The organism is Ferrimonas pelagia, assembly GCF_039543565.1.
Taxonomy (GTDB): domain Bacteria; phylum Pseudomonadota; class Gammaproteobacteria; order Enterobacterales; family Shewanellaceae; genus Ferrimonas; species Ferrimonas pelagia.
Map to the genome: position 1 here is coordinate 27,774 of NZ_BAABJZ010000104.1, position 21,933 is coordinate 49,706.

The window sequence follows — 21,933 nt, forward strand, 5'->3', positions numbered from 1 at the left end:
ACTTAAGTTCAGATCCGGTTCAAGGGCGGTTTAAGCCCGTGTGGCGGCCTTCATGTTTTGACAGAATTCGGTCAGTGCCGCATTTCGCGCCGCCGCGTCGTTCAGATCGGCGGCCAAGATCTTCACCACGGCCGAGCCGGAGATCACTCCGGCGGCGCCAGCGGCAATGGCGTCCTTGACCTGCTCCGGCTTGGCGATGCCAAACCCAAGAATGGCAGGTGGTGCATTGAACCGCTTGAGTCCGTCCAGCAGATGATCCACCGGCATGCCCGCCGCCGTCTCGGTACCGGTGACGCCGGCACGGGACAGCAGGTAGGTGTACCCTTCGCCTGCCTCAGCCACTTGTTTGAGCGTAGCCTCATTGGCGTTGGGTGGCGCGATGAAGATCGGCGCGACTCCGGCGGCCTTGGCGGCGTCGGCGAAGGGTTGGGATTCGCGCACCGGCACATCGGCGACCAAGACCGAATCGACGCCGACCTCGGCGCAGCGGCGGTAAAACACATCGAGGCCCGGCGAGAACACCAGGTTGGCGTACACCAGCAGACCAATGGGCAGATCCGGATGGCGTGCCCGCACCTGCTTAAGGATATCAAAACAGTGCTGCGGCGTGGTGCCTGCCGCCAGTGCGCGGATATTGGCGTCCTGGATGGTTGGGCCGTCGGCGGAGGGATCGGAGAAGGGGAAGCCCAACTCCAGTGCATCCGCGCCACCGGCGATCAGCGCTTCGATGGCGGCCAGGCTGTCGCCCGGATTGGGATCGCCCAGGGTCAGGAAGGGGACGAAGGCGCCTTCGTTTTTGGCCTCAAGGGCAGTAAACAGGGATTGATAGCGGCTCATAGCTTGCCCTCCTTCTCCAGAATGTCGTGAACGGTAAAGATATCCTTGTCGCCGCGGCCGGACAGATTGACCAGCAGCAGCGTCTCCTCGGTGGCCGCTTCGGCCATCTTGTAGGCTTGGGCTAGTGCGTGGGCGGACTCCAGCGCCGGAATAATGCCTTCGGTGCGCGCCAGCAATTGGAATGCCTCCAGTGCTTCGTCGTCAGTCACCGATGGGTACTCCGCGCGGCCGGTGGCGGCCAGATGGGCGTGCTGAGGGCCAACGGACGGGAAGTCCAGGCCGGCGGACACGGAGTAGGACTCTTCGATCTGACCATGATCGTCCTGCATCAGCGGCGCTTTCATGCCAAAGAAGATCCCCAGTTTGCCGTGGGCCAGTGGCGCACCGTGCTCGCCGGACTCGATGCCGTGGCCGGCAGGCTCGACGCCGACAAGACGGACCCCCTCCTCTTCGATGAAATCGGCGAACATGCCGATGGCGTTGGAGCCGCCGCCGACACAGGCGATCACCGCATCCGGCAGCTTGCCTTCGCGCTCGAGGATCTGTGCTTTGGCCTCAGCCCCGATCATGCGCTGGAACTCCCGTACGATCGTGGGGAACGGATGCGGCCCGGCCGCGGTGCCCAGCAGATAGTGGGCCTTGTCGTAGTTGGCGCTCCAGTCGCGCAGCGCTTCGTTACAGGCATCTTTTAAGGTGGCGGAGCCGGCGTGTACCGGGATCACTTCCGCGCCCATCAGGCGCATGCGGAACACGTTCGGGCTCTGGCGCTCGACGTCTTTGGCGCCCATGTAGACCTTACACTTGAGGCCCAGCAGGGCACAGGCCAGGGCGGAGGCTACGCCGTGTTGGCCAGCACCGGTCTCGGCGATGATCTCGTTTTTGCCCATGCGTTTGGCCAACAAGGCCTGACCCAACACCTGGTTGGTCTTGTGGGCGCCGCCGTGCAGCAGATCTTCGCGCTTAAGGTAGATGGACACCTTGTCGTTCGGGCTGAAGTTGCGGGTCTTGGTCAGCGCGGTCGGGCGACCGGCATAGTGCTTGAGCAGATCGGTGAACTCTTGTTGAAATTCCGGATCTTGCTGGGCGTCGATGAACGCCTGCTCGAGTTGGTCGAGGGCCGGCACCAGAATTTGTGGCACAAACTGGCCACCGAATTCGCCGAAGTAAGGGTTGAGGATACTCATGGGTTCTCTCTTTAATTCTGTTTATCGGATCAATACTGACGGATCTTGCGGAGGCTGATGGCGACTTTGCCCGGATCTTTTATCCCAGGCGCGGTCTCCACCGCCGAATTCAGATCGAGGCCGTAGAAGCCCGCTGCCGCGGCGGCGTCGATGTTGTCGGGGCCGAGGCCACCGGCGAGGAAGGCTTCGCTGCGCGCGGTGGTGATCCGATCCCAATCAAAGATTTGGCCGGTGCCACCAAACTGGCCATCGTTGGCGGAGTCATAGAGGCGTCGGTCGGCGTTCGCCACGTCGTTGCTGCCATCGGGTTTGACCGCTTTGACGATCATGCAGTCGCAGCCCTCTTGCGTGAGAGCATGACGCAGTTTGTCGATGTAGCGTGCATCCTCGTTACCGTGCAGCTGTACCGCGTAGAGGCCCAGCTCTTTGGCCAGCGCCGCGATCTGCTGCTTGGATTGGTCGACAAAAACGCCGATAAAGCGCAGCGGGGCGGCGTGGATCAGCCGTTTGGCTTGCTCCGGGCTGACGCAGCGGGGTGACTTCTCGGCGAAAATGAGACCGCCGTAGCTGGCGCCGGCCTTGGCTACCGCCACGGCGTCCTCGACTCGGGTCAGGCCGCAGATCTTGGTGTGACCATAGATGAGTTGGCGGCAGGCGAGATCCACATCCGGCTGCTCGGTCAGGCTGGAGCCCACCAAGAATGCATCGGCATGGGGGGCCAAACGGCGAACCTGAGAATGGCAGTAAATGCCGGACTCACTGATCACCACCCGATCGGACGGCACCTGACCGGCCAGACGTTCGGTGGTAGCCAGATCGATGGAGAGATCGCGCAGATCCCGGTTGTTGATCCCGATGATCTGGGCATTGAGGGCGATGGCGCGCGTCATCTCCTCCTGATTGCTCACTTCGGTCAACACGTCCAGCCCCAGTAGCGCCGCTTCGGCGGCCAGCTCGGTGTAGAGTTGATCGCTTAGCACGGAGAGCATCAACAGCGCCGCATCGGCACCGAGGTGGCGGGCCAGGCGCAGCTGGCGTGGATCGATGATGAAATCTTTGCACAGCACCGGCACGGAGACCGCCTCGCGCACCGCCTTCATGTACTCGAAGTCGCCCTGGAAGAACTGTTCGTCAGTTAGCACCGAAATGCCGGCGGCGTATTGGTCGTAGACGCGACCGATGGCCACGGGATCGAAATCGGCGCGGATCAACCCTTTGGAGGGGCTGGCTTTCTTGCACTCCAAGAGGAAACCGGTGGGGCCCTCTTTCAACGCATCGAACAGGCTGCGATCGGACTTGGCTGCGCGGGTGTCGAGCAAGTCGCCGTAGCGCTGGGCCAGTGCCGCGATGTGGGCCGGTTTGGTGGCGACAATTTTATCCAGCACGGTGCCGGTTTGGCGCAGCTGATCGATGTCGACGTTGTGATTGAGTTTGCTCATTGGCTGCTGGCCTCGGCGAAGGACTGGATCAACTCCAAGGCTTTACCCGAGTCCATGGTTTCCAGCGCCAACCGAGTGCCGGCCTGGATGGAGTCGGTGACGCCGGCCAGATATAAGCCTGCGCCTGCGTTGACGGCCACGGCGGCGCGCTGGGCCGGGGTGCCTTCTCCGGAGAGAATACGCTCGGAGATCGCCTTGTTTTCGTCCGGCTCACCGCCGCGGATCTCGCTCAGCTCAAACTGATCGACCCCCAGCTGCTGCGGCGAATACTGCCGCTCGATCAGTTCGCCATCTTTGAGCTCGATCACCTGACTCTCGCCGTGGATAGCCAGTTCGTCCAATCCCAGCCCGTGTACGACCAAGGCCCGTTTGACGCCCATAGAGCGGATCACCTCGGCGATCGGCCGGATCAGCGTGGCGTCATAGACCCCCAACAGCATCTGGGTCGGTCGGGCTGGGTTAATGAGCGGGCCCAACAGATTAAACAGGGTGCGGGTCTTGAGTTGGGCTCGAACCGGGGCGGCGTGCTTCATGCCGGCATGGTAGAAGGGGGCAAACAGGAAGGTCACCCCTAGGTGCGCCAAGCATTCAGCTGAGCGCCCCGGCGTCATGGTCAGGTTGATGCCAAACTGGGTGAGCAAGTCCGACGCGCCCGACAGGGAGGAGACGCTGCGGCTGCCGTGCTTGGCGACACGGGCGCCGGCGGCGGCGGCGACAAAGGTGGCGGTGGTGGAGATATTGAAGGTATTGGCTCCGTCCCCGCCGGTGCCGACGATGTCCAGCAGCTCCCCCTCCGGACGGGGATAGGGCTTGGCGGCATCGCGCAGTGCTTCGGCGGCGCCGGCGATCTCATCGATGGTCTCGCCGCGGACTTTCATTGCGGTCAGTACCGTAGCCAGCTCGACCTCGTTGATCTGACCATTGACCACCTGACCAAACAGAAACTTGGCTTGTTCTCGGGTGAGCGGCTGGCCATCCATCAGTTGGGCCATCAATTTTTGGGTTGGGATCAGCATAAGGGCGCGTCCTTGGTCAGCATATCTAAGGTTCGGCTCAGCAGGGCAGCGCCGTGTTCGGTCAAAATGGATTCGGGGTGGAATTGGAAGCCGACGGCGCGGTGCTCGGGATGGACCACGGCCATGGCCATGCCGTCCACTTGCGCCGGTACGTGCAGGCAATCCGGTAGCTCTAGTCCCACCAACGAATGATAACGGGCGATGGTCAGCGGGTTGGGCAGGCCGTCAAACAGCGGGCTTTGATCGTGCTGCATCGGACTGGATTTGCCGTGCATGACCTTGGCCGCACGACCGACGCGGCCGCCGTAGTGTTCGATCAGCGCCTGGTGACCCAGGCAGATCCCCAGCACCGGCAATTTGCCAGCCACCAGAGACAGGAGTTCCATCAGGCAACCCGCTTCGTGGGGGGCGCCGGGGCCGGGCGAGAGCACCAACACACCGGGCTCGGCTTGGGCCAACAGTTTGTCGGCCAACACGTGGGGATCGATGTCGTTACGGTAGACGGTGACCGGGTAGCCGGCGCTGCGGAACTGATCCACCAAATTCCAAGTAAAGGAGTCGAAGTTATCGAGCAGGGTGACCGGGATCATGACGCACCTCCAATGGCGCGCAGCACGGCTTGCGCTTTGTTGCGGGTTTCGTCGGCTTCGGATTGGGGATCGGAATCAAACACAACCCCGGCCCCGGCTTGGACGTGGGCAATGCCGTCATTGACCAGTGCCGAGCGGATCACGATGCAGGTGTCCATGTCGCCGCGGCCGTTGAGATAGCCGACGGCGCCGCCGTAACTGCCACGACGTTTGCCCTCGGCGCGGCGAAGCAGGCTGGCGGCGCTGACTTTGGGGGCCCCGGTGAGGGTGCCCATATTCATGCAGGCCTGGTAGGCGTGCAGCGCATCCAAGTCTTGGCGCAGTTGGCCGACGACACGGGAGACTAAGTGCATGACGTGGCTGTAGCGGTCGACCTTGAGCAGCTCGGCCACGCGACGGGTGCCGGGCTGGGCGATCCGGGCCACGTCATTGCGGGCCAGATCCACCAGCATCATGTGCTCGGACAGCTCTTTTTGATCCTGGCGCAGGCCCAGCTCGATGCGGCTGTCCAGATCGTGATCGATCTGACCGTCGGCAAACTTTCCACGCTGGCGGGTGCCGGCAATGGGGTAGATCTCGACCTGATTGGTCTGCACGTCGTATTTCAGGGCACTCTCCGGTGAGGCACCGAACAGGGTGAAGTCATCGGCCCGCATATAGAACATGTAGGGGCTGGGATTGAGCACCCGCAGGCGGCCATAGGCGGCCAACGGATTTGGACACGGCAGGGAGAAGCAGCGTGCCGGCACCACTTGGAAGATATCGCCGGCGATCACATGCTCTTTGAGAGCCTGCACCACAGCACGAAACTGAGCGTCACTTTGATTCACTTCGACCGGATGGGCGGTCGGGGTTTCCTGTGGCAGTGGCGCCAAAGGCTGCGCCAAGGTGGCGCTAAGGGCGCCTAGGCGCTGGCGCTTGTCGTTCATCACCAGCTCAGCTTTATCGCCGCCGAACACGGAGCCGATCAGGCGGGCGGTGCGGGCTTGGTGATCCAGCAGCAGGGTGGTTTCCGCCAGATAGAACAGATAGTCCGGGCAGTTGTTGACGCCGTCGGCGACCTCGGGCAGCGGCTCGACGCTGGCGACCAGATCGAAGGCGAAACAGCCGGTCAGCAGTACCGACTCGGGCAGGGCGTCGTCGGAGCGGATCTCCTGTTGCAGCAGACGCAGCACGGTTAGGGGGGAGGCGGCTTTGAGACGGCTGTCCTCGTCCAACCCGACCATGGGCTGTGGCAGGGTGACGCTCAGGCCTTTATCGCTCGGTTGCGGGCCGTATTCGGCCAGCAGCTCGGCAATGAAGGGCAGCAAGGCTTCGCCATTGACGCTGAGGGCGCGGATCGCCACGGTGCGGCCCATGCAGCGCAGCGAGAGGGCGGCGTCGATCATCAGCAGGCTTTTCAGCCCGGCCTTGGACTCGATCTCGGCGGACTCGAGCAGCAGGGTGTGCGGACGATCGCCGCACAGCGCTTGATACACCTGCGCGGCTTCGCTGTGGTAGTTCACGGCGGTGGTCAGGGTCCGGGCGTGCCCGGACTGAAGATTCGTGGTCATTAGAGTCGCTTCCCGGCGGCTTCAACAAAGGGGCGTAGGCCCGACATTAGAGCAGCGAAGTCATTGCCGTCCAGTGACTGATGGCCATCCGACAAGGCTTCCTTAGGGTTCATATGGGCTTCGACAATAATACCATCGGCGCCGACCGCTGCGCTGGCATAAGACAGGGGCGCAACCAACTCTCGAATGCCGGTGCCGTGGCTGGGATCGACCAGCACCGGCAGGTGGGTTTTGCGCTTGAGGTAGGCGACGGCGTTGAGATCCAGCGTGTTGCGGGTGGCGGTCTCAAAGGTGCGGATGCCACGTTCGCACAGGATCACGTTGGGGTTGCCTGCGTTGACGATGTACTCCGCGGCCAAGAGGAACTCTTCGATGGTGGCGCTCATGCCGCGCTTGAGCAGCACCGGCAAGCCACATTCGCCGGCGGCTTCGAGCAGGCGGAAGTTCTGCATGTTGCGGGCCCCGATCTGCAGTCCGTCGACGTATTGCGCCATCAGATCCACATCGCTGGCTTCGATCACTTCGGACACCGTTGGCAAGCCAGTCAGAGCATTGGCTTCTTTGAGCAATTTCAGGCCCGCTTCGCCCATGCCCTGAAAGCTGTACGGGCTGGTACGCGGCTTGAAAGCGCCACCGCGCAGGGCAGCCACGCCATGGCCTTTGACCATCTCGGCCACATCCAGGATCTGGTCGCGGCCTTCGACGCCGCAAGGGCCGGCGATGACGGTGAATTTTTCACCGCCCACGGCATGGTTGCCGAGCATGACGTGGGTGTCGATGGGGTTGAGCTCGCGGGAGACCTGCTTGTACTTGGACAGGATGGGTTTGATCTCATCAACGCGGGGATCGCTGTCGAGGTGCAGTGATTGCAACACGCGCTCATCGCCAATGGCTCCTAAAACGGTGCGCTCAACCCCGGGCATGTACAGCGGCTTGAGGCCGGTGCTTTCGATCTTTTGTACCAGCTCTTTGGCATCCGCTTCACCAACGCCGGCTTTCAGAATGATGATCATTGCGTGTGTTCCCTTAAGGCATAAAAAAACCCGCTTTCGTGTTGAGCGAAAGCGGGTTTTCTGAAATTTGGTATTTTTCAATAAGGTACAGTTCATTGCACCCCCGCTATGTTCGGGAGAGCCACCACCAATTTGTGTTGTTGAACTGAGCATTAAACATCGAGTGTAAACCTGTAATGAAAAGTTGACGCTTTATCTTTACAGCAAAGATTACCGGTTACGCTTTGGCCCTGTCAAGCGCAAAATTCACTCAGACGGACATTCTCATCGGAGTGACGTACAATGGCAGCACTGTGGCCCATGTCTTGGCGGTCGCTGCATCGACCCGCCGAACTCAACATGGGCCAGTCATTAAGGTAACGTATGAAAATCGATCTGCATTGTCACACTCGGGCCTCAGACGGCACGTTAACGCCCTCTGATCTGGTGGCGCGCGCATTAAACCAGCAGGTCGAGATCCTGGCGATCACCGATCACGATACGGTGGCGGGGTTGGCGGAAGCACGACAAGCGGCGCAGGGCAGCCGCTTACAGCTGATCAGCGGGGTGGAGATCTCCACCCGCTGGCATAGCTTTGATATCCATATCATCGGGTTGAACTTTGATCCAGACGATGTGCCGCTCAACCGATTGTTGGATCGTCACGGGCAATGGCGGATCAGCCGAGCAGAGGCCATTGCGGCCAAATTGGCCAAACGTGGGATCGACGGAACGCTGGAGCAGGCGATGGGCTATGCCGATGGGGGCAGCGTTGGTCGCAGCCATTTTGCGCGGGTTTTGCAAGAGCGGGGGTTGGTGACCGCTAAGCAGGCGGCGTTTGACAAGTACTTGGGCCGTGGTCAAAGCGCCTATGTCAGTAATCAATGGTGCAGCGTGGCGGAGGCGATCCACGCTATTGAGCAGGCCGGCGGGCTTGCAGTCTTGGCGCATCCAAGTAAGTATCAACTATCAAACAAATGGTTACGCAAGCTTCTGGTGGAGTTTAAGGTGGCGGGTGGTCGTGCCATGGAGGCGATCCACTGTCAGCAAAATACCCAGCAACGGCAGTTTTTACTGGCATTGGCACAAGAGTACGAATTGTTGATCTCTGCGGGTTCAGATTTTCATTTTCCCAGTCGCTGGGTTGAATTAGGTCGGGGGTTGCACCGACCGCCGCAACCTGGAGTGTGGGATCATTTGGGGTGGGATCACCAATGAGCATTCTGCCGCGCCAGCCTAAGGAAAGGGTATGAGCCAGTTTTTTTATGTACATCCGGATAATCCGCAAGCTCGCCTGCTCAATCAGGCCGTTGCTTTAATCCACAAGGGCGGGGTGATCGCCTACCCGACCGACTCAGGCTATGCGCTGGGTTGTCATCTTGGCGATAAGAAGGCACTGGACCGGATCTGCCGGATCCGTCAGTTGAAAAGCGATCACAATTTTACCTTGATGTGCCGCGATCAGGCGGAGTTGTCACTCTATGCGCGGGTGGATAACACCGCCTTTCGATTGCTAAAGAGTGCCACCCCAGGGCCCTATACCTTCATCTTTAAGGGCACCAAAGAGGTGCCGCGCCGCTTACTGAATGAGAAGCGTAAGACCATTGGGATCCGGGTGCCGGATAATCGGATCGCATTAGCCTTGCTTGAGGCGTTAGGGGAGCCGTTGATGTCGACGTCATTGATCCTGCCGGGCGCGGAGTTGGCTGAGTCCGATCCGGAAGAGATCCGCGATCAATTAGAGCATCAGTTGGATCTGATCATTCATGGCGGTGTTCTGGCTGAGCGGCCGACCACTGTGGTGGATTTCAGTGATGATCAGCCTCGCGTTGTACGGGAGGGGGCGGGCGATCCCACAGCCTTTGAATAATTCGCTGACAAAGCCATCAACCGCCCCTATAATGACGCGTTTTTTATTCGGCCTATGAACGCTCCTACTGTCCAGCAGCCCTTACCTTTGGCGATCGTGCGCGGCGAGCCCCTGATGGAGCCGCCGGTGGATCTGTTTATCCCGCCGGAGGCGCTGGAGGTGATCCTTGAGGCGTTCGAAGGGCCGTTGGATCTGCTGCTATATCTGATCCGTAAGCAGAAGCTGGATATCCTCGATCTGCCGCTGCTGTTGATCACGCGTCAGTATATGGAATACATCGCGCTGATGGAGCAGATGAAGTTTGAGCTGGCGGCGGAGTATCTGGTGATGGCCGCGACGCTGGCGGAGATCAAATCCCGTTTGTTGCTGCCCAGACAGATCAGTGAGGAGGATGAGGAGGAAGATCCTCGAACCTTGCTGATCCGTCAGCTGCAGGCTTATGAGGTGATCAAGCAGGCGGCGCAGGATCTGGACGACCAACCGCGCATGGAGCGGGATGTCTGGACGGCGTCGGCGATGCGTGCGGCGGATCTGGCTCCGGTGGTGGTACCGCCCGAGGTGGATCTGACCGAGTTGATCGGCGCGTTGCGGGAAGTGGTGCAGCGAGCTGATCATTTTGAGCACCATCAGATCGAGAAAGAGGCACTGTCAACGAGGGAGCGGATGAGCTTGATCTTGTCGTTGTTGACGCCTGAGCGGTTTACGCCGTTTCAGGCGCTGTTCACCCCGGAGGAAGGCAAGGCCGGGGTGGTGGTCAGTTTTCTTGCGATCTTGGAACTCACCAAAGAGGGCCTGATCGAGCTGCAGCAAGTCGCGCCGGGTAGCCAGATCCATGTGAGAGCGAGAGCATGAGTCGGATCAATGATGAGCAGTTAAAGCAGTTGATTGAGGCCGCGCTTTTTGTGGCGGACAGGCCGCTCAGTGCGAAGGGCCTGAAACAAAGTGTGCTGGCGGATTTCGCGGTATCGCTCGGCCGTATTAACGAGGTGTTAGACCAGCTGGAGCTGGACTATCGGCCTCGAGGCGTACAATTGGTTCAGGTCGCGGGTGGCTATCGGTTCCAAAGCCATCCAGACTTAAGTCCGTATTTAGGTGCGCTTTGGCAGGAGAAGGCGCCGCGCTATTCGCGCGCGCTGCTGGAAACCCTGGCGTTGATCGCCTACCGTCAGCCGATCACCCGTGGCGAGATAGAGCGGGTGCGTGGCGTGTCGGTGAGCTCCAACATCATTCGCACCTTGACCGATCGTGGTTGGGTACGTGTGGTGGGTCACAAAGAGGTGCCGGGACGCCCGGCGTTATACGCGACAACCCATGAATTTTTGCAATATTTTTGCCTGGACAGCTTAGCGAGTCTGCCGGCATTGGACGATGAACAGGCGCTGACGGCGCTGTTCAGCCAAGCCGCGATAGAGCCTGAGCTACAGGTACATTAAAGAAGAGATCAATGAGCGAAAAGTTACAGAAAGTATTAGCTCGAGCAGGTCATGGCTCCCGTCGTGAGATGGAGGCTATGATCGCCGCTGGACGCGTCAGCATCGATGGCAAGGTGGCCAAGCTGGGTGATCGTGTTGACGGCAGTGAGCTAAAGGTCCGTATCGACGGCCACACCGTGTCCCTGAAATCGGAAGAAGATGTGATCTGCCGAGTGTTGGCGTATTACAAGCCGGAAGGGGAACTGTGTTCTCGTATCGATCCTCAAGGACGCCCGACCGTGTTTGATCGCCTGCCGACCGTGAAAGACAGCCGCTGGGTCGCGGTAGGCCGGTTGGATATCAACACCTCCGGATTGCTGTTGTTCACCACCGACGGCGAGTTGGCCAATCGTCTGATGCACCCCTCTCGTGAGGTTGAGCGTGAGTACGCCATCCGCGTCTTTGGTGAAGTGGATGACGCCATGCTGAATCGACTGCGCAATGGGGTCGAGCTGGAAGATGGTTTGGCCAAGTTCCGCCGTTTGGGCCGTGCCGGTGGTGAAGGGATGAACACTTGGTACCACGGGGTATTGAGTGAAGGCCGTAACCGCGAGGTTCGTCGTATGTGGGAAAGCCAGGAGGTTCAGGTGAGCCGACTGATGCGGATCCGCTATGGTGATATCCCACTGCCGAAAGGTTTGCCGCGCGGCGGCTGGATGGAGTTGCCACTGGATCAGGTCAACTACCTGCGTAAGCTGGTGGAGATGGATCCGGAGAGCCGCACCATGTTGGCCCAAGATAAGGCCAGCCTGCGTCGCCAGAAATCGCTGAAGACCAATAAGATCCGTCGTGCTGTGACCCGCCATAAGGCGCGTTCAGCCACGCCAAAGCGCGGTAAATAACAGCGCTTTGAATGAAGAAGGCAGCCCGCGGGCTGCCTTTTTTGATCTGGAAGGAAAAATCAGCGTTTGGGCTGTGCGTCCAGGCTCTGACCGTTGACGTCGATGCTGTCGTCGCTCATCAGGTAGAGGTAGGTCGGCATCAGATCATCGCCGGTCTTCAGCGTTTGCGGATCCTCCGCAGGAAAAGCGGTGGCGCGCATCTTGGTGCGGGTGGCACCCGGGTTGATGCAGTTGGCGCGGACGTTGGTGCCAGCCAACTCGTCGGCAAGTGTCTCCATCATGCCTTCGGTGGCAAACTTCGAAATGGCGTAGGCGCCCCAGTAGGCGCGGCCATGTCGCCCGACCCCTGAGCTGGTAAAGATGATCGAGGCCTTCGGTGCCAAGCGCAGCACAGGCAGCAGCGACTTTGTCATGGCAAACTGGGCGGTGACGTTGACCTGCATGACTTCATTAAAGGTCTCGAGCTCCAGTTGTTCGAAGGGGGTAACTGCGCCCAAGATGGAGGCGTTGAGTAGTAACCCGTCAAGCTTGCCAAACTGTTCTAGGATGGTCTGTGCCATGTCCTGATAGTTTTGCTCGGTCGCCCCTTTCATATCCAAGGGGACAATGGCCGGCTCTGCGCCGCCGGCGGCGACGATCTCGTCATACACCTGCTCCAGCTTGGCGGTGGTGCGTCCCAGCAAAATAATCGTGGCACCATATTGGGCGTAATGCCGTGCGGCACTGCGGCCGATCCCGCTGCCGGCGCCGGTGATCAGAATGATCTTGCCTTTGAGTGCGTCTGCCTGAGCCTGATATTCCAACATGGTGACTTCCCGTTCTTATTTTAAGTTGTTGTTAAAATTCCCATAAGTTGACATTAATCAATCGTTTAAAACACTTGAGTCATCAAACCTGACAGAGTTGCCAAACAATTGTTTTGAAGTTGTAGCTAACGTCTGGTTTCTGCGTTACTTTTCCTAAAGGAACAGTCAGTTCAGAGTGTTTTCTGTGTGCCAACATAGGTCAGTATTGTGACCAAAGCTGAGCTGGAAGACAAAAGAAAAGCAAAGGATTGGGGAGAGTACATGAAACGATTGTTGCTAGGTGTGGCCATTTCGTCAGCGATGGGACTGGTGGGATGCAGTGGGGACAGCCATCAGGACATCATCAACGACAGTGTGACGCCGGCACCGCTTTCGCGGATCGCGTTTGATCCTGGAAATGGTGTGCTTCCTCTGCCGAATGATCTCCTGTTCAATGGTACGCCGGACGGCACCTTGCAGATCCCAGGAGAGGTGGAGAGCGGCAATTATTTGGATCCCCAGATCGCATTGGGTGCCTTGGATGGCTGGTCCACTCTCATGCCGTTGAGCATTGAAATTATTCCAGGCAGCGAAGGTGTTACCTTGGATCCTGTCTCTGCCGAGGCACCAGGCTCCGTACGTGTCTTCAATGTGACCTTGGGCGGCCCTTTGTCTCCGGATCCCGAATGTACGGCCGCGCTCTTATTGAGCATCTGTAAGGTGGGCGAGGAGCTGATGTATGGAACGGACTTTGTCACCGTAGCCAGCGGCAACAGCGTTAACGTGGTGCCGATCCAGCCTTTGGCGCCGGTCACTAGTTATGCGGTGATCACCACTACTCAACTGATGGACAGCGCCGGTCTGGAGATCGCGCCATCCACCAACTATGAACTGTTGAAACTGGATATCAACGAAGAGCCATTGGTTACGCCGGATCAGTTGTTCTTGCAGGACTTGGTCAATAACTATGAGACCAGCCTGGCTGCTGCTCACTCTGTCGATAAGGCCAATATTACCTACTCTGGCGTGTTTACCACGCAGTCGGTGCAGGATGTGGTGGCCACTACGGCGATGTTGATGGCGGATGGGCTGCAGCCAGATCCCCAAGTTTCGGTTTCACCGCTGTTTGCCCCCATGTGGTCTGTGGCTCCGACCCCCATAGGGATGACAGTGGCGGATCGTTTGGGCTTGAGGGTGGCCGATCCGACCTGCTCCGGTCAAGTGTGCGCGTTGGCGGATATGGCAGATCTCTATACTGCTGAGCTGAGGCTGCCCTATCTGCAGGCCTTCCCGGTGGATAGTGACGACATCGCTGGTCGCTGGGGCGCGCTGGGTGACAGTCCGTTGGCGGTGATCCAAGCGCTGGAGGGGGATGGCCTGAGCATGGACGGATTTACAGCCCAGGCCCAGGCCCAGGGGATCGATCCGCAAGCAGCCTTGGTGGATCCAAGTTTGCTGGTTGGCGGCCAGTTTGTCTTGGATACCGGTGAGAGTGCCGGCATGCCAGTCGACGTCAATAAGCATTTGACCCGTTTTAATCCTGTGCCCAATCCCTGTGGTGGCGCAGCTCTGATGACCTGTCTTGGTGGGGGCCAGATCCGGGAATCCGTTCCTGTGCTGATCTCCATACCGGATCCGATTAAGCTCGCCGCTTTCTACGCGTTACAGGGGAATCCAAACTGGACGCCGCCGGCAACCGGTTGGCCGGTTTCCATTAATCTTCATGGCCTTGGAGGCACAAAGGAGACGACACTGGCCGTTGCGGGGGCGTACACGGCTGCGGGGATCGCCACCGTCAGCATCGATATGCCACTGCATGGTGAGCGTTCCAAGTTGCTTAATGCAACGACAGGTGCTTTTGAAGTGTCTGCAACGGACAGCAGCCTGAACGACTTGTTCCCAGGTTTTAACCTGTTTGATAATGGCAATCCGCTGAACTTTGTAAATATTGCCAGCTCATTGACCGTGAGAGATAACTTTCGCCAGGGGATCATTGATAACCTGGGGTTGCGCTTGGCATTGACTGCATTGGTGTCTCAGCAGGTCGCCATGTCTCAGGCTCCGATTTTTGATTTGAGCCGAGTCAGCCTCCAGGGCTTGAGTTTGGGAGGTATCGTTGGCACCTCCGTCACTGCGTACGCTAACAGCTTTGACGCTGGCGAAAGTCTCAACCCTTATGCATTTGCGAATGCCAGTCTGGTAGCACCTGCCGGTGGCCTGGCGGGAGCGTTTGCCGGTTCGGCAGCTTTTCGACCTCAGCTGGAAGCTGAGCTCATTGCTCAGCTCTCAATTGTTGATCCGGAAACCGGTATCTCTCCCTTGGTTGAGTTGATGATGGTCGCTGCTCCAGACTGCGTGGTCGATGGCGTATTACTTGATATCCCAGAGTGTGATGCGGCAGTACTCGCAGCGCTTGATGCGGTAGTGATCCCACCCTTTGCTTTAGCGGTACAAACCGCCGTTGATGCAATGGATCCGATCAATCATGCGGCACAATTGGTGGCGACCGGGGCGCCGGTGCACCTGGTTGAGATCGTCGGTGATGAGAGCCTCGGCGGGACCAATCCTGGGGATCAGACATTGCCCAATTCTGTGACGAGCTTCCCGCTGTCTGGGACAGAGCCGCTGATCGCCGCCTTAGGCTTGCCGGCTGTCACGGAGACCACTTTCTTATCAAGCCCCGAGCGGGTAAGTGGGGCGGTTCGTTTTAGCAAGGGACATCACAGTTCATTGATCACTCCGGATACTGAAATTTCCGGGATCGATCCGGTCGAGTCCTTACGAGCCACGGTTGAGATGCAGACTCAGGTGGTTGAGCACGCACGGACGCTGGGGCGGAGCATTAAGATCAACGATCCGGGCGTGATACTCGGCGCGCAATAGTCTGAACTTGAACGGTAGCCCGGCAAATGCCGGGCTTTTTCATTTCTCTCGGTATTGGCCTTTGGATACACTAGAGCGGTATTTCAATTTTGGGAGAGAACCTTGGAGTTTCTATACGAATATGGCCTGTTTTTGGCCAAAGCCGTAACGCTGGTGGCGGCGGCCGGGGCCATTATCGTGCTGGCGGCCGCGGCAGGTAAGAGTGCAAAGAGCAATAAGGGCAGCTTGAAGCTTCATGATCTGTCAGAAACGCTGGAAGGCTACCAGCATCAGCTTGAGTCAGAGCTGTTGAGTGAAGAGCAGCTAAAGGCCAAGGCGAAAGCGCGTAAGGCTGAGGAAAAAGCCAAGCAGAAAGCGCAAAAAGCGGATAAAGATAAGGGGCGGGATGGCCGCCTGTTTGTGATCGAATTTAAAGCCGGTATCGATGCGGCGCAGGTGGCTTGTCTGCGTGAAGAGATCACCGCCTTACTGCTGGTGGCTGAGTCGAAGGATGAGGTGCTGGTTAAGGTCGAAAGTGGTGGCGGGATGGTGCACGCGTATGGCTTGGCTTCCAGTCAGCTAGCGCGGATCCGCGATGCTGGGATCCCACTCACCATCGCCGTCGATAAGGTGGCGGCCAGTGGCGGTTATATGATGGCGTGCGTAGCGGATAAGATCATCGCAGCGCCCTTCTCTATCATTGGCTCCATCGGTGTGATCGCACAGGTGCCAAACTTCAATAAGTTGCTGAAGAAAAACGACATTGATTTTGAGCAGCACACCGCCGGCGAGTTTAAACGCACCCTGACCCTGTTTGGAGAGAATACCGAGGAGGCGCGCGTTAAGTTCCAGCAAGAGTTGGAGCACACTCACGAGCTGTTTAAACAGTTTGTCAGCCAATACCGGCCAGAACTGGAGCTGAGCAAGGTCGCGACCGGAGAGCACTGGTTTGGTACGCAGGCTTTGGAGCTAGGTCTGGTCGATGTGCTGCAAACCTCTGATGATTACGTGATGCAGCAGTCTAAGCAGAAGAGCGTGACTCAGTTGCAGTACGTTGAGAAAAAGAATCTGGCAAAGCGATTCGGCAAGGGAGCCGAATCGACCCTGGAAGCCGTTGCTTTGAAGCTGGCTGAGATGGGTCAATCCGTTAAGCGCTAAGCTTCCTCAATGTCTAAGCCCTGCATTGGTAACAATGCAGGGCTTTTTTGTCTCAGGTTGGGTCGGGTCGGGCCGGAACGGATAAAGGGCGGACGTGGCAAAGTCTGATGGGGTGAAGTCGATCGACTGAGCCGTAACGCGCGGCTTTTGCCTTTTACCATCAACTCTGGTGTTGTGGATTGCAAAGTCACATGCGTTGTTGCGCTCGGCTGGCTAGCTCGACGGTGGGATCCTGAAATAGTGGAGTCAATGTCAGCGAGGGGGGCGTGGTAAAGAGTGAGGGAGCGAGAGCGGCGGCTCTGCCGAATGACTTTAGGAGCACGGAGGAGCGATTGTGAAGGGCATGGTTATAACGACGGTGGCGCAGTTCGGCTGTTGAAGGCGACGTTGACCGGAGTGCCGGGCGTAAAAAAGGCAGCTTTTCAGCTGCCTTCGGATCACTCTGAGTCAATAACGCTTACGCGGTTTTCAGCTGACCACTGGTGTTTGGATCGTTGTAGATCGCCGGGTCAAAGTCCTCTTCGGACTTGGCCACAATCACAGAAACGGCGGTGTCGCCAGTGACGTTAACTGCGGTGCGTACCATATCCAGCAAGCGGTCAACGCCCAGGATCAGTGCGATACCTTCCACTGGCAAGCCAACTTGTTGCAGTACCATGGCCAGCATGATCAGGCCGACGCCTGGAACACCGGCGGTGCCGATAGAAGCCAAGGTTGCCGTTAGGATAACCATCAGCATGTCAGCAAATGACAAGTCGATGCCAAACACCTGGGCAATAAAGATGGTGGCAACACCTTGCATGATTGCGGTGCCATCCATGTTGACTGTAGAGCCCAGTGGTAGGGTGAAAGAGCCAACGCGGTTATTAACGCCAAGGTTCTTTTCTGCGTTATCCATGGTGATCGGCAAGGTTGCCGCAGAGCTGGCGGTAGAGAATGCGTACATCTGTACCGGCAGCATTTTCTTAAGGAAGGTGATTGGGTTCTGACCTGCCAATACACTCAGCAACAGTGGGTAGACCACTAGTGCATGAACGATCAGTACACCCAAGACAACGAAGAAATACTTCAATACAGAGGTGAATGCATCGGCTTCCAAGGTCATGGTTAGCTTGGCGATCAAACCAAACACACCGTAAGGGGCCAAGATCATCACGATGTTGACGATCTTCAGGACCACATCGTTCAGCTCGTTAAACAAGGAACGTACTTGGGCGGTTTTTTCACCCAGTTGGGCGATGGCGAAACCGAAGATAATGGCAAATACGATGATTTGCAGCATGTTGCCTTCGACCATGGCTGCCAGAGGGTTACGTGGTACCAGATCGATCACGACCTGTGCCAGAGAGGGCGCTTCTTTTGCGGCGAAGGCCATCTCTTCCTGCTGTAGTGACGCGTTACCCGGGTGGATCAGGATAGCTGCGGCCATTGCCAGGGAGATGGCGATGGCGGTGGTCAACAGGTACAGGGCGACGGTTTTGCCACCGAGGCGACCCAGCTTGCTCGGATCGGACAGGTTGCAGGTACCGCAAACCAAAGAGATAAAGACTAGTGGGACCACCAGCATTCGCAAGGCGGATACAAAGATCGAGCCCAGAACATTAAAGATCCCGTCGGTAAAAATGGTTTGTACCAGTTCATTGCCAGGCAGCAGGTTGCGCAACATCAAAGCGACGGCACACCCGAAGAACATTCCTAGCAGGATCTGGGTGGTTAGGCCCATTTTCTTAGTGGAATTTAAGCTCATATAACTTCCTTTGCAGATTTTATCGTTTTTCTAATGGCCGATAGCCTATCAGGAAGGGGGTGCAACAAAAAAGAGGCTTTTTGCATAACTTTATAGGTGGGGTTTGCTGTCGCGCTACCAGTGTGGTGCTGGTGTGAAAAGTTGGTGTCTATTGGGTGGCTTGGTGGTAGCTTTAGGGTTGTGTGATTTGGATGATTTTGTGGCATGGAGTCGCTAATGGGTTGTTTTTATCGGTTGTTCTTTGCGCTATTTGGCATGGTCATGCTGGCAGCGTGTAGTGGCGGAGGGAGCTTGGATAGCTCCGGATCGGATCTGGGGGATGGAGGGGACACTGGAAGTGGCGGCGACAGCTACCAGATCAGCGTGGTGCTACTGGATGCCAATGAACAAGGAGCCACTCAAGTCACCACAGAACAGCCGTTACAGGTGAAGGCAACGCTGCAAGGCCCAACGTCGGCTCAGCAGGTTTTGATGTTTTCTCTGAGTGGGCCCGGCGCGCTGTCGGTTGATAGCAAGCTGACCGATGGCAATGGGGTCGCAGAAGTTCAGCTCATCGCTGGTGCTTTGTCTGGTGCAGGTACGCTGACGGTTACCTTTGAGTCAGAGAGCGAAAGCTATGTTGGCTCTGTGAATTATGAAGTTATGGCGGGTGCCATTGGCGTGCCGACCATTTCGCTTGAGCTGTATGATCTGCAAGGTGAGCCCATCCAGATCGTCTCTCAGGATGAGCCGGGAAAACTGCAAGCCAATGTCACTTTGGATGGAGAGCCGCTTCCGGATCAATTTGTAGCATTTTCTGTCGATCCGGTGGGCGTGATAAACCCATCGCTAGGCACCGCGATCTCGGACAGCAGCGGTGCTGCGCACGTTACGCTGTTACCAGGTGAACAAGCCGGTGGCTCGATGGCGACGGCTCGGTTCAGCTACGACGGCAAGGACTATACCGATAGTTTTGCTTTTACTACGGCCGGTGACGCGCCACCGCAGTCGGGCTCTGACGGGAATATGCTGACTGTAGAGCTGCTGGACTCGATTGCCGGCAGCGCTATCAGCACGATATCGGCGGACCAGCCGGGCTTTATTCGCGTCACGCTAAAAGACAACCAACAGCAGGTACTCGCTGGAGAAGTGGTGAGTTTCACCAGTACGCTAGGCAATCTGCTGCCGGCTTTCGGCACCGCACTGACTGACAGTAATGGTGTGGCTACCATGGCGTTGGAAGCCGGTAGTATTGAAGGGGCTGGTGAGGTTACGGCGAACTATCGTGGTACCGAGGAGAGTCTGGGGTTCATCACACTAGGCGATGTGATCGATCCGGACACCTTAGTGCCTCACATCGCGTTCGATATCTATGATTGCCATCAAGCGCCGGGCTGGGACCGCACATTGCGCAACTTCTCTGCGTGTGAAACGACCGACAATATCACTAATACCGAGTCGGGCGTGATCGGTGTCACTGTGACTCAGGCGGGGGGCAGCCAGCCATTGCAACAAGCGCTGGTTTTGGGCGTGACGACACTGGGTGGGATCAGTCCAACTGCTGGTACTGCAGTGACCAACAGTGACGGAGTCGCCATCTTGGATCTGTACGCCAATGGCGATGTTGGCGCGGGGGAGATCACTGTCTCGACGGGAGGGCAGAGTGCAACGAAGGCGTTTGAGATAGGCCGCGTTGATGTCAAATTGGCGTTGGCCACCACCATTGGGGACTCGGTTTTGCCAGCTGGCGGCACGACGGTAGTAACGGTGGAAGTTTTGAATCAGGATGATACCCCAGCATTAGGTCAGCCGTTTGAGATTGAGCTCGGTTCAGACTGCCTGTTTGCAGGCAGTGCGGTGATAGATAGCCCGGTATCGACGATTGCTGGCGTGGCGCAGGCAACATATCGTGCAATGGGATGCAGTGGAACGGACACCATCACCGCAACGGCATTGACTGGGGGAACCACCGTTAGCAATGCCACCACCATTGAAGTGGCTGATGCGGGTGTGGGGTCGATCCAATACGTGTCGGTGTCAGAAAAACTGTTGGCGCTTAAAGGCAGTGGCGGTATCGCTGGCACAGGCCAGCGTACGGAGTCGTCTGTGGTGACCTTTAAGCTGCTGGATAGTTCGGGCGCGGCGGTGGAGAACGCCTTGGTGTGTTTTGAGCTGGCAACGGATGTCGGCGGTATTACACTGTTCCCGGATCCGACCGCGGCAGAGTTGAGTCACTGCAGCAATATTCAAGGGACTGCTCTGGGCAAGTATGGCTACGGTTATTCCAATGGGGACGGTGAAGTCTTTGCGACCGTGAATGCTGGATCTGTGCCGACGCCGGTGAAGGTTTTCGCTATGTGGACCGACGGCACGGACATCATTTCCAATGTTTCGGATGAGATGGTGATCAGCACAGGCCTAGCTGATCAAAACAGCTTCTCCGTCTCGGTTTCATTATTTAACCCAGAAGGCTGGAGTCACGATAATGAGCTGGTGAGTGTGAATGCACTTGCCGCCGATCACTTTAATAATCCTGTCCCTGATGGAACGATCGTCAGTTTTTGGGCTGAAGGCGGAGCCGTTGATGCATCTTGTGAGACGGGCCCGAAGGACGCTCGTCCTAATCCGCTAGGCGGTTGTTCGGTTGAGTGGCGCAGCCAAAACCCTCGTCCTTTTGTGGAAGCACGTGGACAAGTCGTGTCAGATGAGATCTGCCGTAACCCGGATAACTTAGGAAGCATTGCTCCGCCGTGTTTGGTGGACGGTGGTTCTGGCAGTTATGTTCCAGAGGCGATTGATGAACCCCGCTACGGCCGCGCCACGGTGTTGGCTTATGCGATCGGAGAGGAGAGTTTTGTCGACTTAAACGGCAATGGGCAGTTCGACTCGGCTGAGTTGTCGACGGTGACGGATCTGTCAGAAGCTTTTCGTGACGATAACGAGGATGGCCAGTTCCGAGACCACGATGTGGATGGGGTTAACCCCTCTGGCTTGGTGCCGGCTGGGGCGATCAACGAAGAGTTTGTGGACTTTAACCGCGATGGCAGCTTTAACGGGAAAGATGGCTTATACACCGGCTTGTTATGCCACGAAGACTCCACGGCAGATTGTGTGGATACGGGGGTAGATGGCGGTTATGCGCAAATCGATGTGCGCCGGTCGGTAACGATTGTCATGTCAGGAAGCTGGCCATACGGCAAGCTCACCCGCGATGGGCTGGTGTTGGATGGAAGTGATGAGGTGGATCTGACAACGGCAACCGGAGATCCCAGTCAGACATTGCGCCTTTATTTGACGGATCTGAACAACAATCCGCTGCCGTTTGGAACGACCATTGAAGCGACAACCAGCAACGGTGAGTTGAGCGTTGGCAGCAGCTACACCTTTCCTAACATAGCAACGATGACCCCATTGGCGTTTGTGTTTGTGTTGGAGCGGGAGACTACTCCAAACGAAAAGACGGACGGAACCTTGTTGATCACAGTACAAACCCCGAAGGGGAGTCCGAGAACCTTTACTCTCGCTGTGCGTGATGATGGGTAGGCGGAAGCGATAAGTAAGAAGGGCCAGCGATCGCTGGCCCTTCCTTTTACCTATGACATCGGCG

General features: G+C 57.7%; 17 protein-coding genes. 8 read left to right on the top strand and 9 right to left on the bottom strand.

All coding sequences use genetic code 11. The features are described from left to right. Nucleotides 1-30: 30 nt before the first annotated feature. Genes trpA through aroF form a run of 7 tightly spaced genes read right to left on the bottom strand, consistent with a single transcriptional unit; the run spans nt 31 to nt 7,632 of the window. Entirely contained in the window at nt 31-837 is an 807-nt protein-coding gene (gene trpA, locus ABEA08_RS19770; protein WP_345337143.1) for a tryptophan synthase subunit alpha, read from the bottom strand. Beyond that, nucleotides 834-2,021, bottom strand: coding sequence for a tryptophan synthase subunit beta (trpB, locus tag ABEA08_RS19775; protein ID WP_345337144.1), 1,188 nt, complete (start codon nt 2,019-2,021; stop codon nt 834-836). The genes trpA and trpB overlap by 4 nt, the downstream gene beginning before the upstream one ends. A 29-nt stretch (nt 2,022-2,050) precedes the next feature. Beyond that, nucleotides 2,051-3,460, bottom strand: a complete 1,410-nt coding sequence (gene trpCF, locus ABEA08_RS19780; RefSeq protein WP_345337145.1) for a bifunctional indole-3-glycerol-phosphate synthase TrpC/phosphoribosylanthranilate isomerase TrpF — start codon at nt 3,458-3,460, stop codon at nt 2,051-2,053. Further along, the gene (gene trpD / locus ABEA08_RS19785; protein ID WP_345337147.1) at nt 3,457-4,476 is read right to left on the bottom strand and encodes an anthranilate phosphoribosyltransferase; all 1,020 of its coding nucleotides are present in this window, start codon (nt 4,474-4,476) and stop codon (nt 3,457-3,459) included. Before trpD ends, trpCF begins: the two co-directional genes overlap by 4 nt. Further along, nucleotides 4,470-5,063 (bottom strand): aminodeoxychorismate/anthranilate synthase component II, encoded by a 594-nt coding sequence (locus ABEA08_RS19790; RefSeq protein WP_345337218.1) that lies wholly within the window; start codon nt 5,061-5,063, stop codon nt 4,470-4,472. Before ABEA08_RS19790 ends, trpD begins: the two co-directional genes overlap by 7 nt. Beyond that, entirely contained in the window at nt 5,063-6,619 is a 1,557-nt protein-coding gene (locus ABEA08_RS19795) for an anthranilate synthase component 1 (protein ID WP_345337148.1), read from the bottom strand. Before ABEA08_RS19795 ends, ABEA08_RS19790 begins: the two co-directional genes overlap by 1 nt. Then, a complete protein-coding gene (gene aroF, locus ABEA08_RS19800; RefSeq protein WP_345337149.1) occupies nt 6,619-7,632 on the bottom strand; it encodes a 3-deoxy-7-phosphoheptulonate synthase in 1,014 nt (337 codons plus the stop codon). The genes ABEA08_RS19795 and aroF overlap by 1 nt, the downstream gene beginning before the upstream one ends. Nucleotides 7,633-7,995: 363 nt before the next feature. Between aroF and ABEA08_RS19805 the strand changes: the two genes are divergently transcribed. From ABEA08_RS19805 to rluB, 5 genes are read left to right on the top strand one after another with little or no spacing between them, the layout of a single operon-like run. Then, the gene (locus tag ABEA08_RS19805; RefSeq protein WP_345337150.1) at nt 7,996-8,829 is read left to right on the top strand and encodes a PHP domain-containing protein; all 834 of its coding nucleotides are present in this window, start codon (nt 7,996-7,998) and stop codon (nt 8,827-8,829) included. A 31-nt stretch (nt 8,830-8,860) separates the two neighbouring features. Beyond that, on the top strand, nt 8,861-9,481 hold the full coding sequence (locus tag ABEA08_RS19810) for an L-threonylcarbamoyladenylate synthase (protein ID WP_345337151.1): 621 nt from the start codon (nt 8,861-8,863) through the stop codon (nt 9,479-9,481). A 54-nt stretch (nt 9,482-9,535) separates the two neighbouring features. Next, nucleotides 9,536-10,333 carry a segregation and condensation protein A gene (locus tag ABEA08_RS19815; RefSeq protein ID WP_345337152.1) on the top strand — a complete coding sequence of 266 codons (798 nt, stop codon included), beginning with the start codon at nt 9,536-9,538 and terminating at the stop codon, nt 10,331-10,333. After that, nucleotides 10,330-10,914, top strand: coding sequence for an SMC-Scp complex subunit ScpB (gene scpB, locus ABEA08_RS19820; protein WP_345337153.1), 585 nt, complete (start codon nt 10,330-10,332; stop codon nt 10,912-10,914). Before ABEA08_RS19815 ends, scpB begins: the two co-directional genes overlap by 4 nt. An 11-nt stretch (nt 10,915-10,925) precedes the next feature. Beyond that, nucleotides 10,926-11,795, top strand: a complete 870-nt coding sequence (gene rluB / locus ABEA08_RS19825; RefSeq protein WP_345337154.1) for a 23S rRNA pseudouridine(2605) synthase RluB — start codon at nt 10,926-10,928, stop codon at nt 11,793-11,795. Between the two features lie 59 nt (nt 11,796-11,854). Here rluB and ABEA08_RS19830 read toward each other — a convergent pair whose 3' ends face one another. Continuing rightward, nucleotides 11,855-12,601: a YciK family oxidoreductase gene (locus tag ABEA08_RS19830; protein WP_345337155.1), complete on the bottom strand. Its 747-nt coding sequence runs from the start codon at nt 12,599-12,601 to the stop codon at nt 11,855-11,857. 261 nt (nt 12,602-12,862) lie between these two features. On the opposite strand from ABEA08_RS19830, the gene ABEA08_RS19835 reads away from it, so the two are divergent. Together ABEA08_RS19835 and sohB are read left to right on the top strand one after the other, a co-directional pair. Beyond that, nucleotides 12,863-15,463 carry a VolA/Pla-1 family phospholipase gene (locus tag ABEA08_RS19835; RefSeq protein ID WP_345337156.1) on the top strand — a complete coding sequence of 867 codons (2,601 nt, stop codon included), beginning with the start codon at nt 12,863-12,865 and terminating at the stop codon, nt 15,461-15,463. Between the two features lie 102 nt (nt 15,464-15,565). After that, a complete protein-coding gene (gene sohB / locus ABEA08_RS19840) occupies nt 15,566-16,600 on the top strand; it encodes a protease SohB (RefSeq protein ID WP_345337157.1) in 1,035 nt (344 codons plus the stop codon). A gap of 457 nt (nt 16,601-17,057) precedes the next feature. Here the strand turns inward: sohB and ABEA08_RS19845 are convergent, their stop codons facing one another. Continuing rightward, nucleotides 17,058-18,347: a dicarboxylate/amino acid:cation symporter gene (locus ABEA08_RS19845; RefSeq protein WP_345337158.1), complete on the bottom strand. Its 1,290-nt coding sequence runs from the start codon at nt 18,345-18,347 to the stop codon at nt 17,058-17,060. A 216-nt stretch (nt 18,348-18,563) separates the two neighbouring features. Here ABEA08_RS19845 and ABEA08_RS19850 point away from each other — a divergent pair, with 216 nt between their 5' ends. Beyond that, nucleotides 18,564-21,869: an invasin gene (locus ABEA08_RS19850; protein ID WP_345337159.1), complete on the top strand. Its 3,306-nt coding sequence runs from the start codon at nt 18,564-18,566 to the stop codon at nt 21,867-21,869. Nucleotides 21,870-21,933 lie beyond the last annotated feature (64 nt).

Excerpts from the sequence above, each read along its gene's own strand:
- trpA (WP_345337143.1), bottom strand. The coding sequence starts at position 837 with ATGAGCCGCTATCAATCCCTGTTTACTGCCCTTGAGGCCAAAAACGAA.
- trpB (WP_345337144.1), bottom strand. The coding sequence starts at position 2,021 with ATGAGTATCCTCAACCCTTACTTCGGCGAATTCGGTGGCCAGTTTGTG.
- trpCF (WP_345337145.1), bottom strand. The coding sequence starts at position 3,460 with ATGAGCAAACTCAATCACAACGTCGACATCGATCAGCTGCGCCAAACC.
- trpD (WP_345337147.1), bottom strand. The coding sequence starts at position 4,476 with ATGCTGATCCCAACCCAAAAATTGATGGCCCAACTGATGGATGGCCAG.
- ABEA08_RS19795 (WP_345337148.1), bottom strand. The coding sequence starts at position 6,619 with ATGACCACGAATCTTCAGTCCGGGCACGCCCGGACCCTGACCACCGCC.
- aroF (WP_345337149.1), bottom strand. The coding sequence starts at position 7,632 with ATGATCATCATTCTGAAAGCCGGCGTTGGTGAAGCGGATGCCAAAGAG.
- ABEA08_RS19805 (WP_345337150.1), top strand. The coding sequence starts at position 7,996 with ATGAAAATCGATCTGCATTGTCACACTCGGGCCTCAGACGGCACGTTA.
- ABEA08_RS19810 (WP_345337151.1), top strand. The coding sequence starts at position 8,861 with ATGAGCCAGTTTTTTTATGTACATCCGGATAATCCGCAAGCTCGCCTG.
- ABEA08_RS19815 (WP_345337152.1), top strand. The coding sequence starts at position 9,536 with ATGAACGCTCCTACTGTCCAGCAGCCCTTACCTTTGGCGATCGTGCGC.
- scpB (WP_345337153.1), top strand. The coding sequence starts at position 10,330 with ATGAGTCGGATCAATGATGAGCAGTTAAAGCAGTTGATTGAGGCCGCG.
- rluB (WP_345337154.1), top strand. The coding sequence starts at position 10,926 with ATGAGCGAAAAGTTACAGAAAGTATTAGCTCGAGCAGGTCATGGCTCC.
- ABEA08_RS19830 (WP_345337155.1), bottom strand. The coding sequence starts at position 12,601 with ATGTTGGAATATCAGGCTCAGGCAGACGCACTCAAAGGCAAGATCATT.
- ABEA08_RS19835 (WP_345337156.1), top strand. The coding sequence starts at position 12,863 with ATGAAACGATTGTTGCTAGGTGTGGCCATTTCGTCAGCGATGGGACTG.
- ABEA08_RS19845 (WP_345337158.1), bottom strand. The coding sequence starts at position 18,347 with ATGAGCTTAAATTCCACTAAGAAAATGGGCCTAACCACCCAGATCCTG.
- ABEA08_RS19850 (WP_345337159.1), top strand. The coding sequence starts at position 18,564 with ATGGGTTGTTTTTATCGGTTGTTCTTTGCGCTATTTGGCATGGTCATG.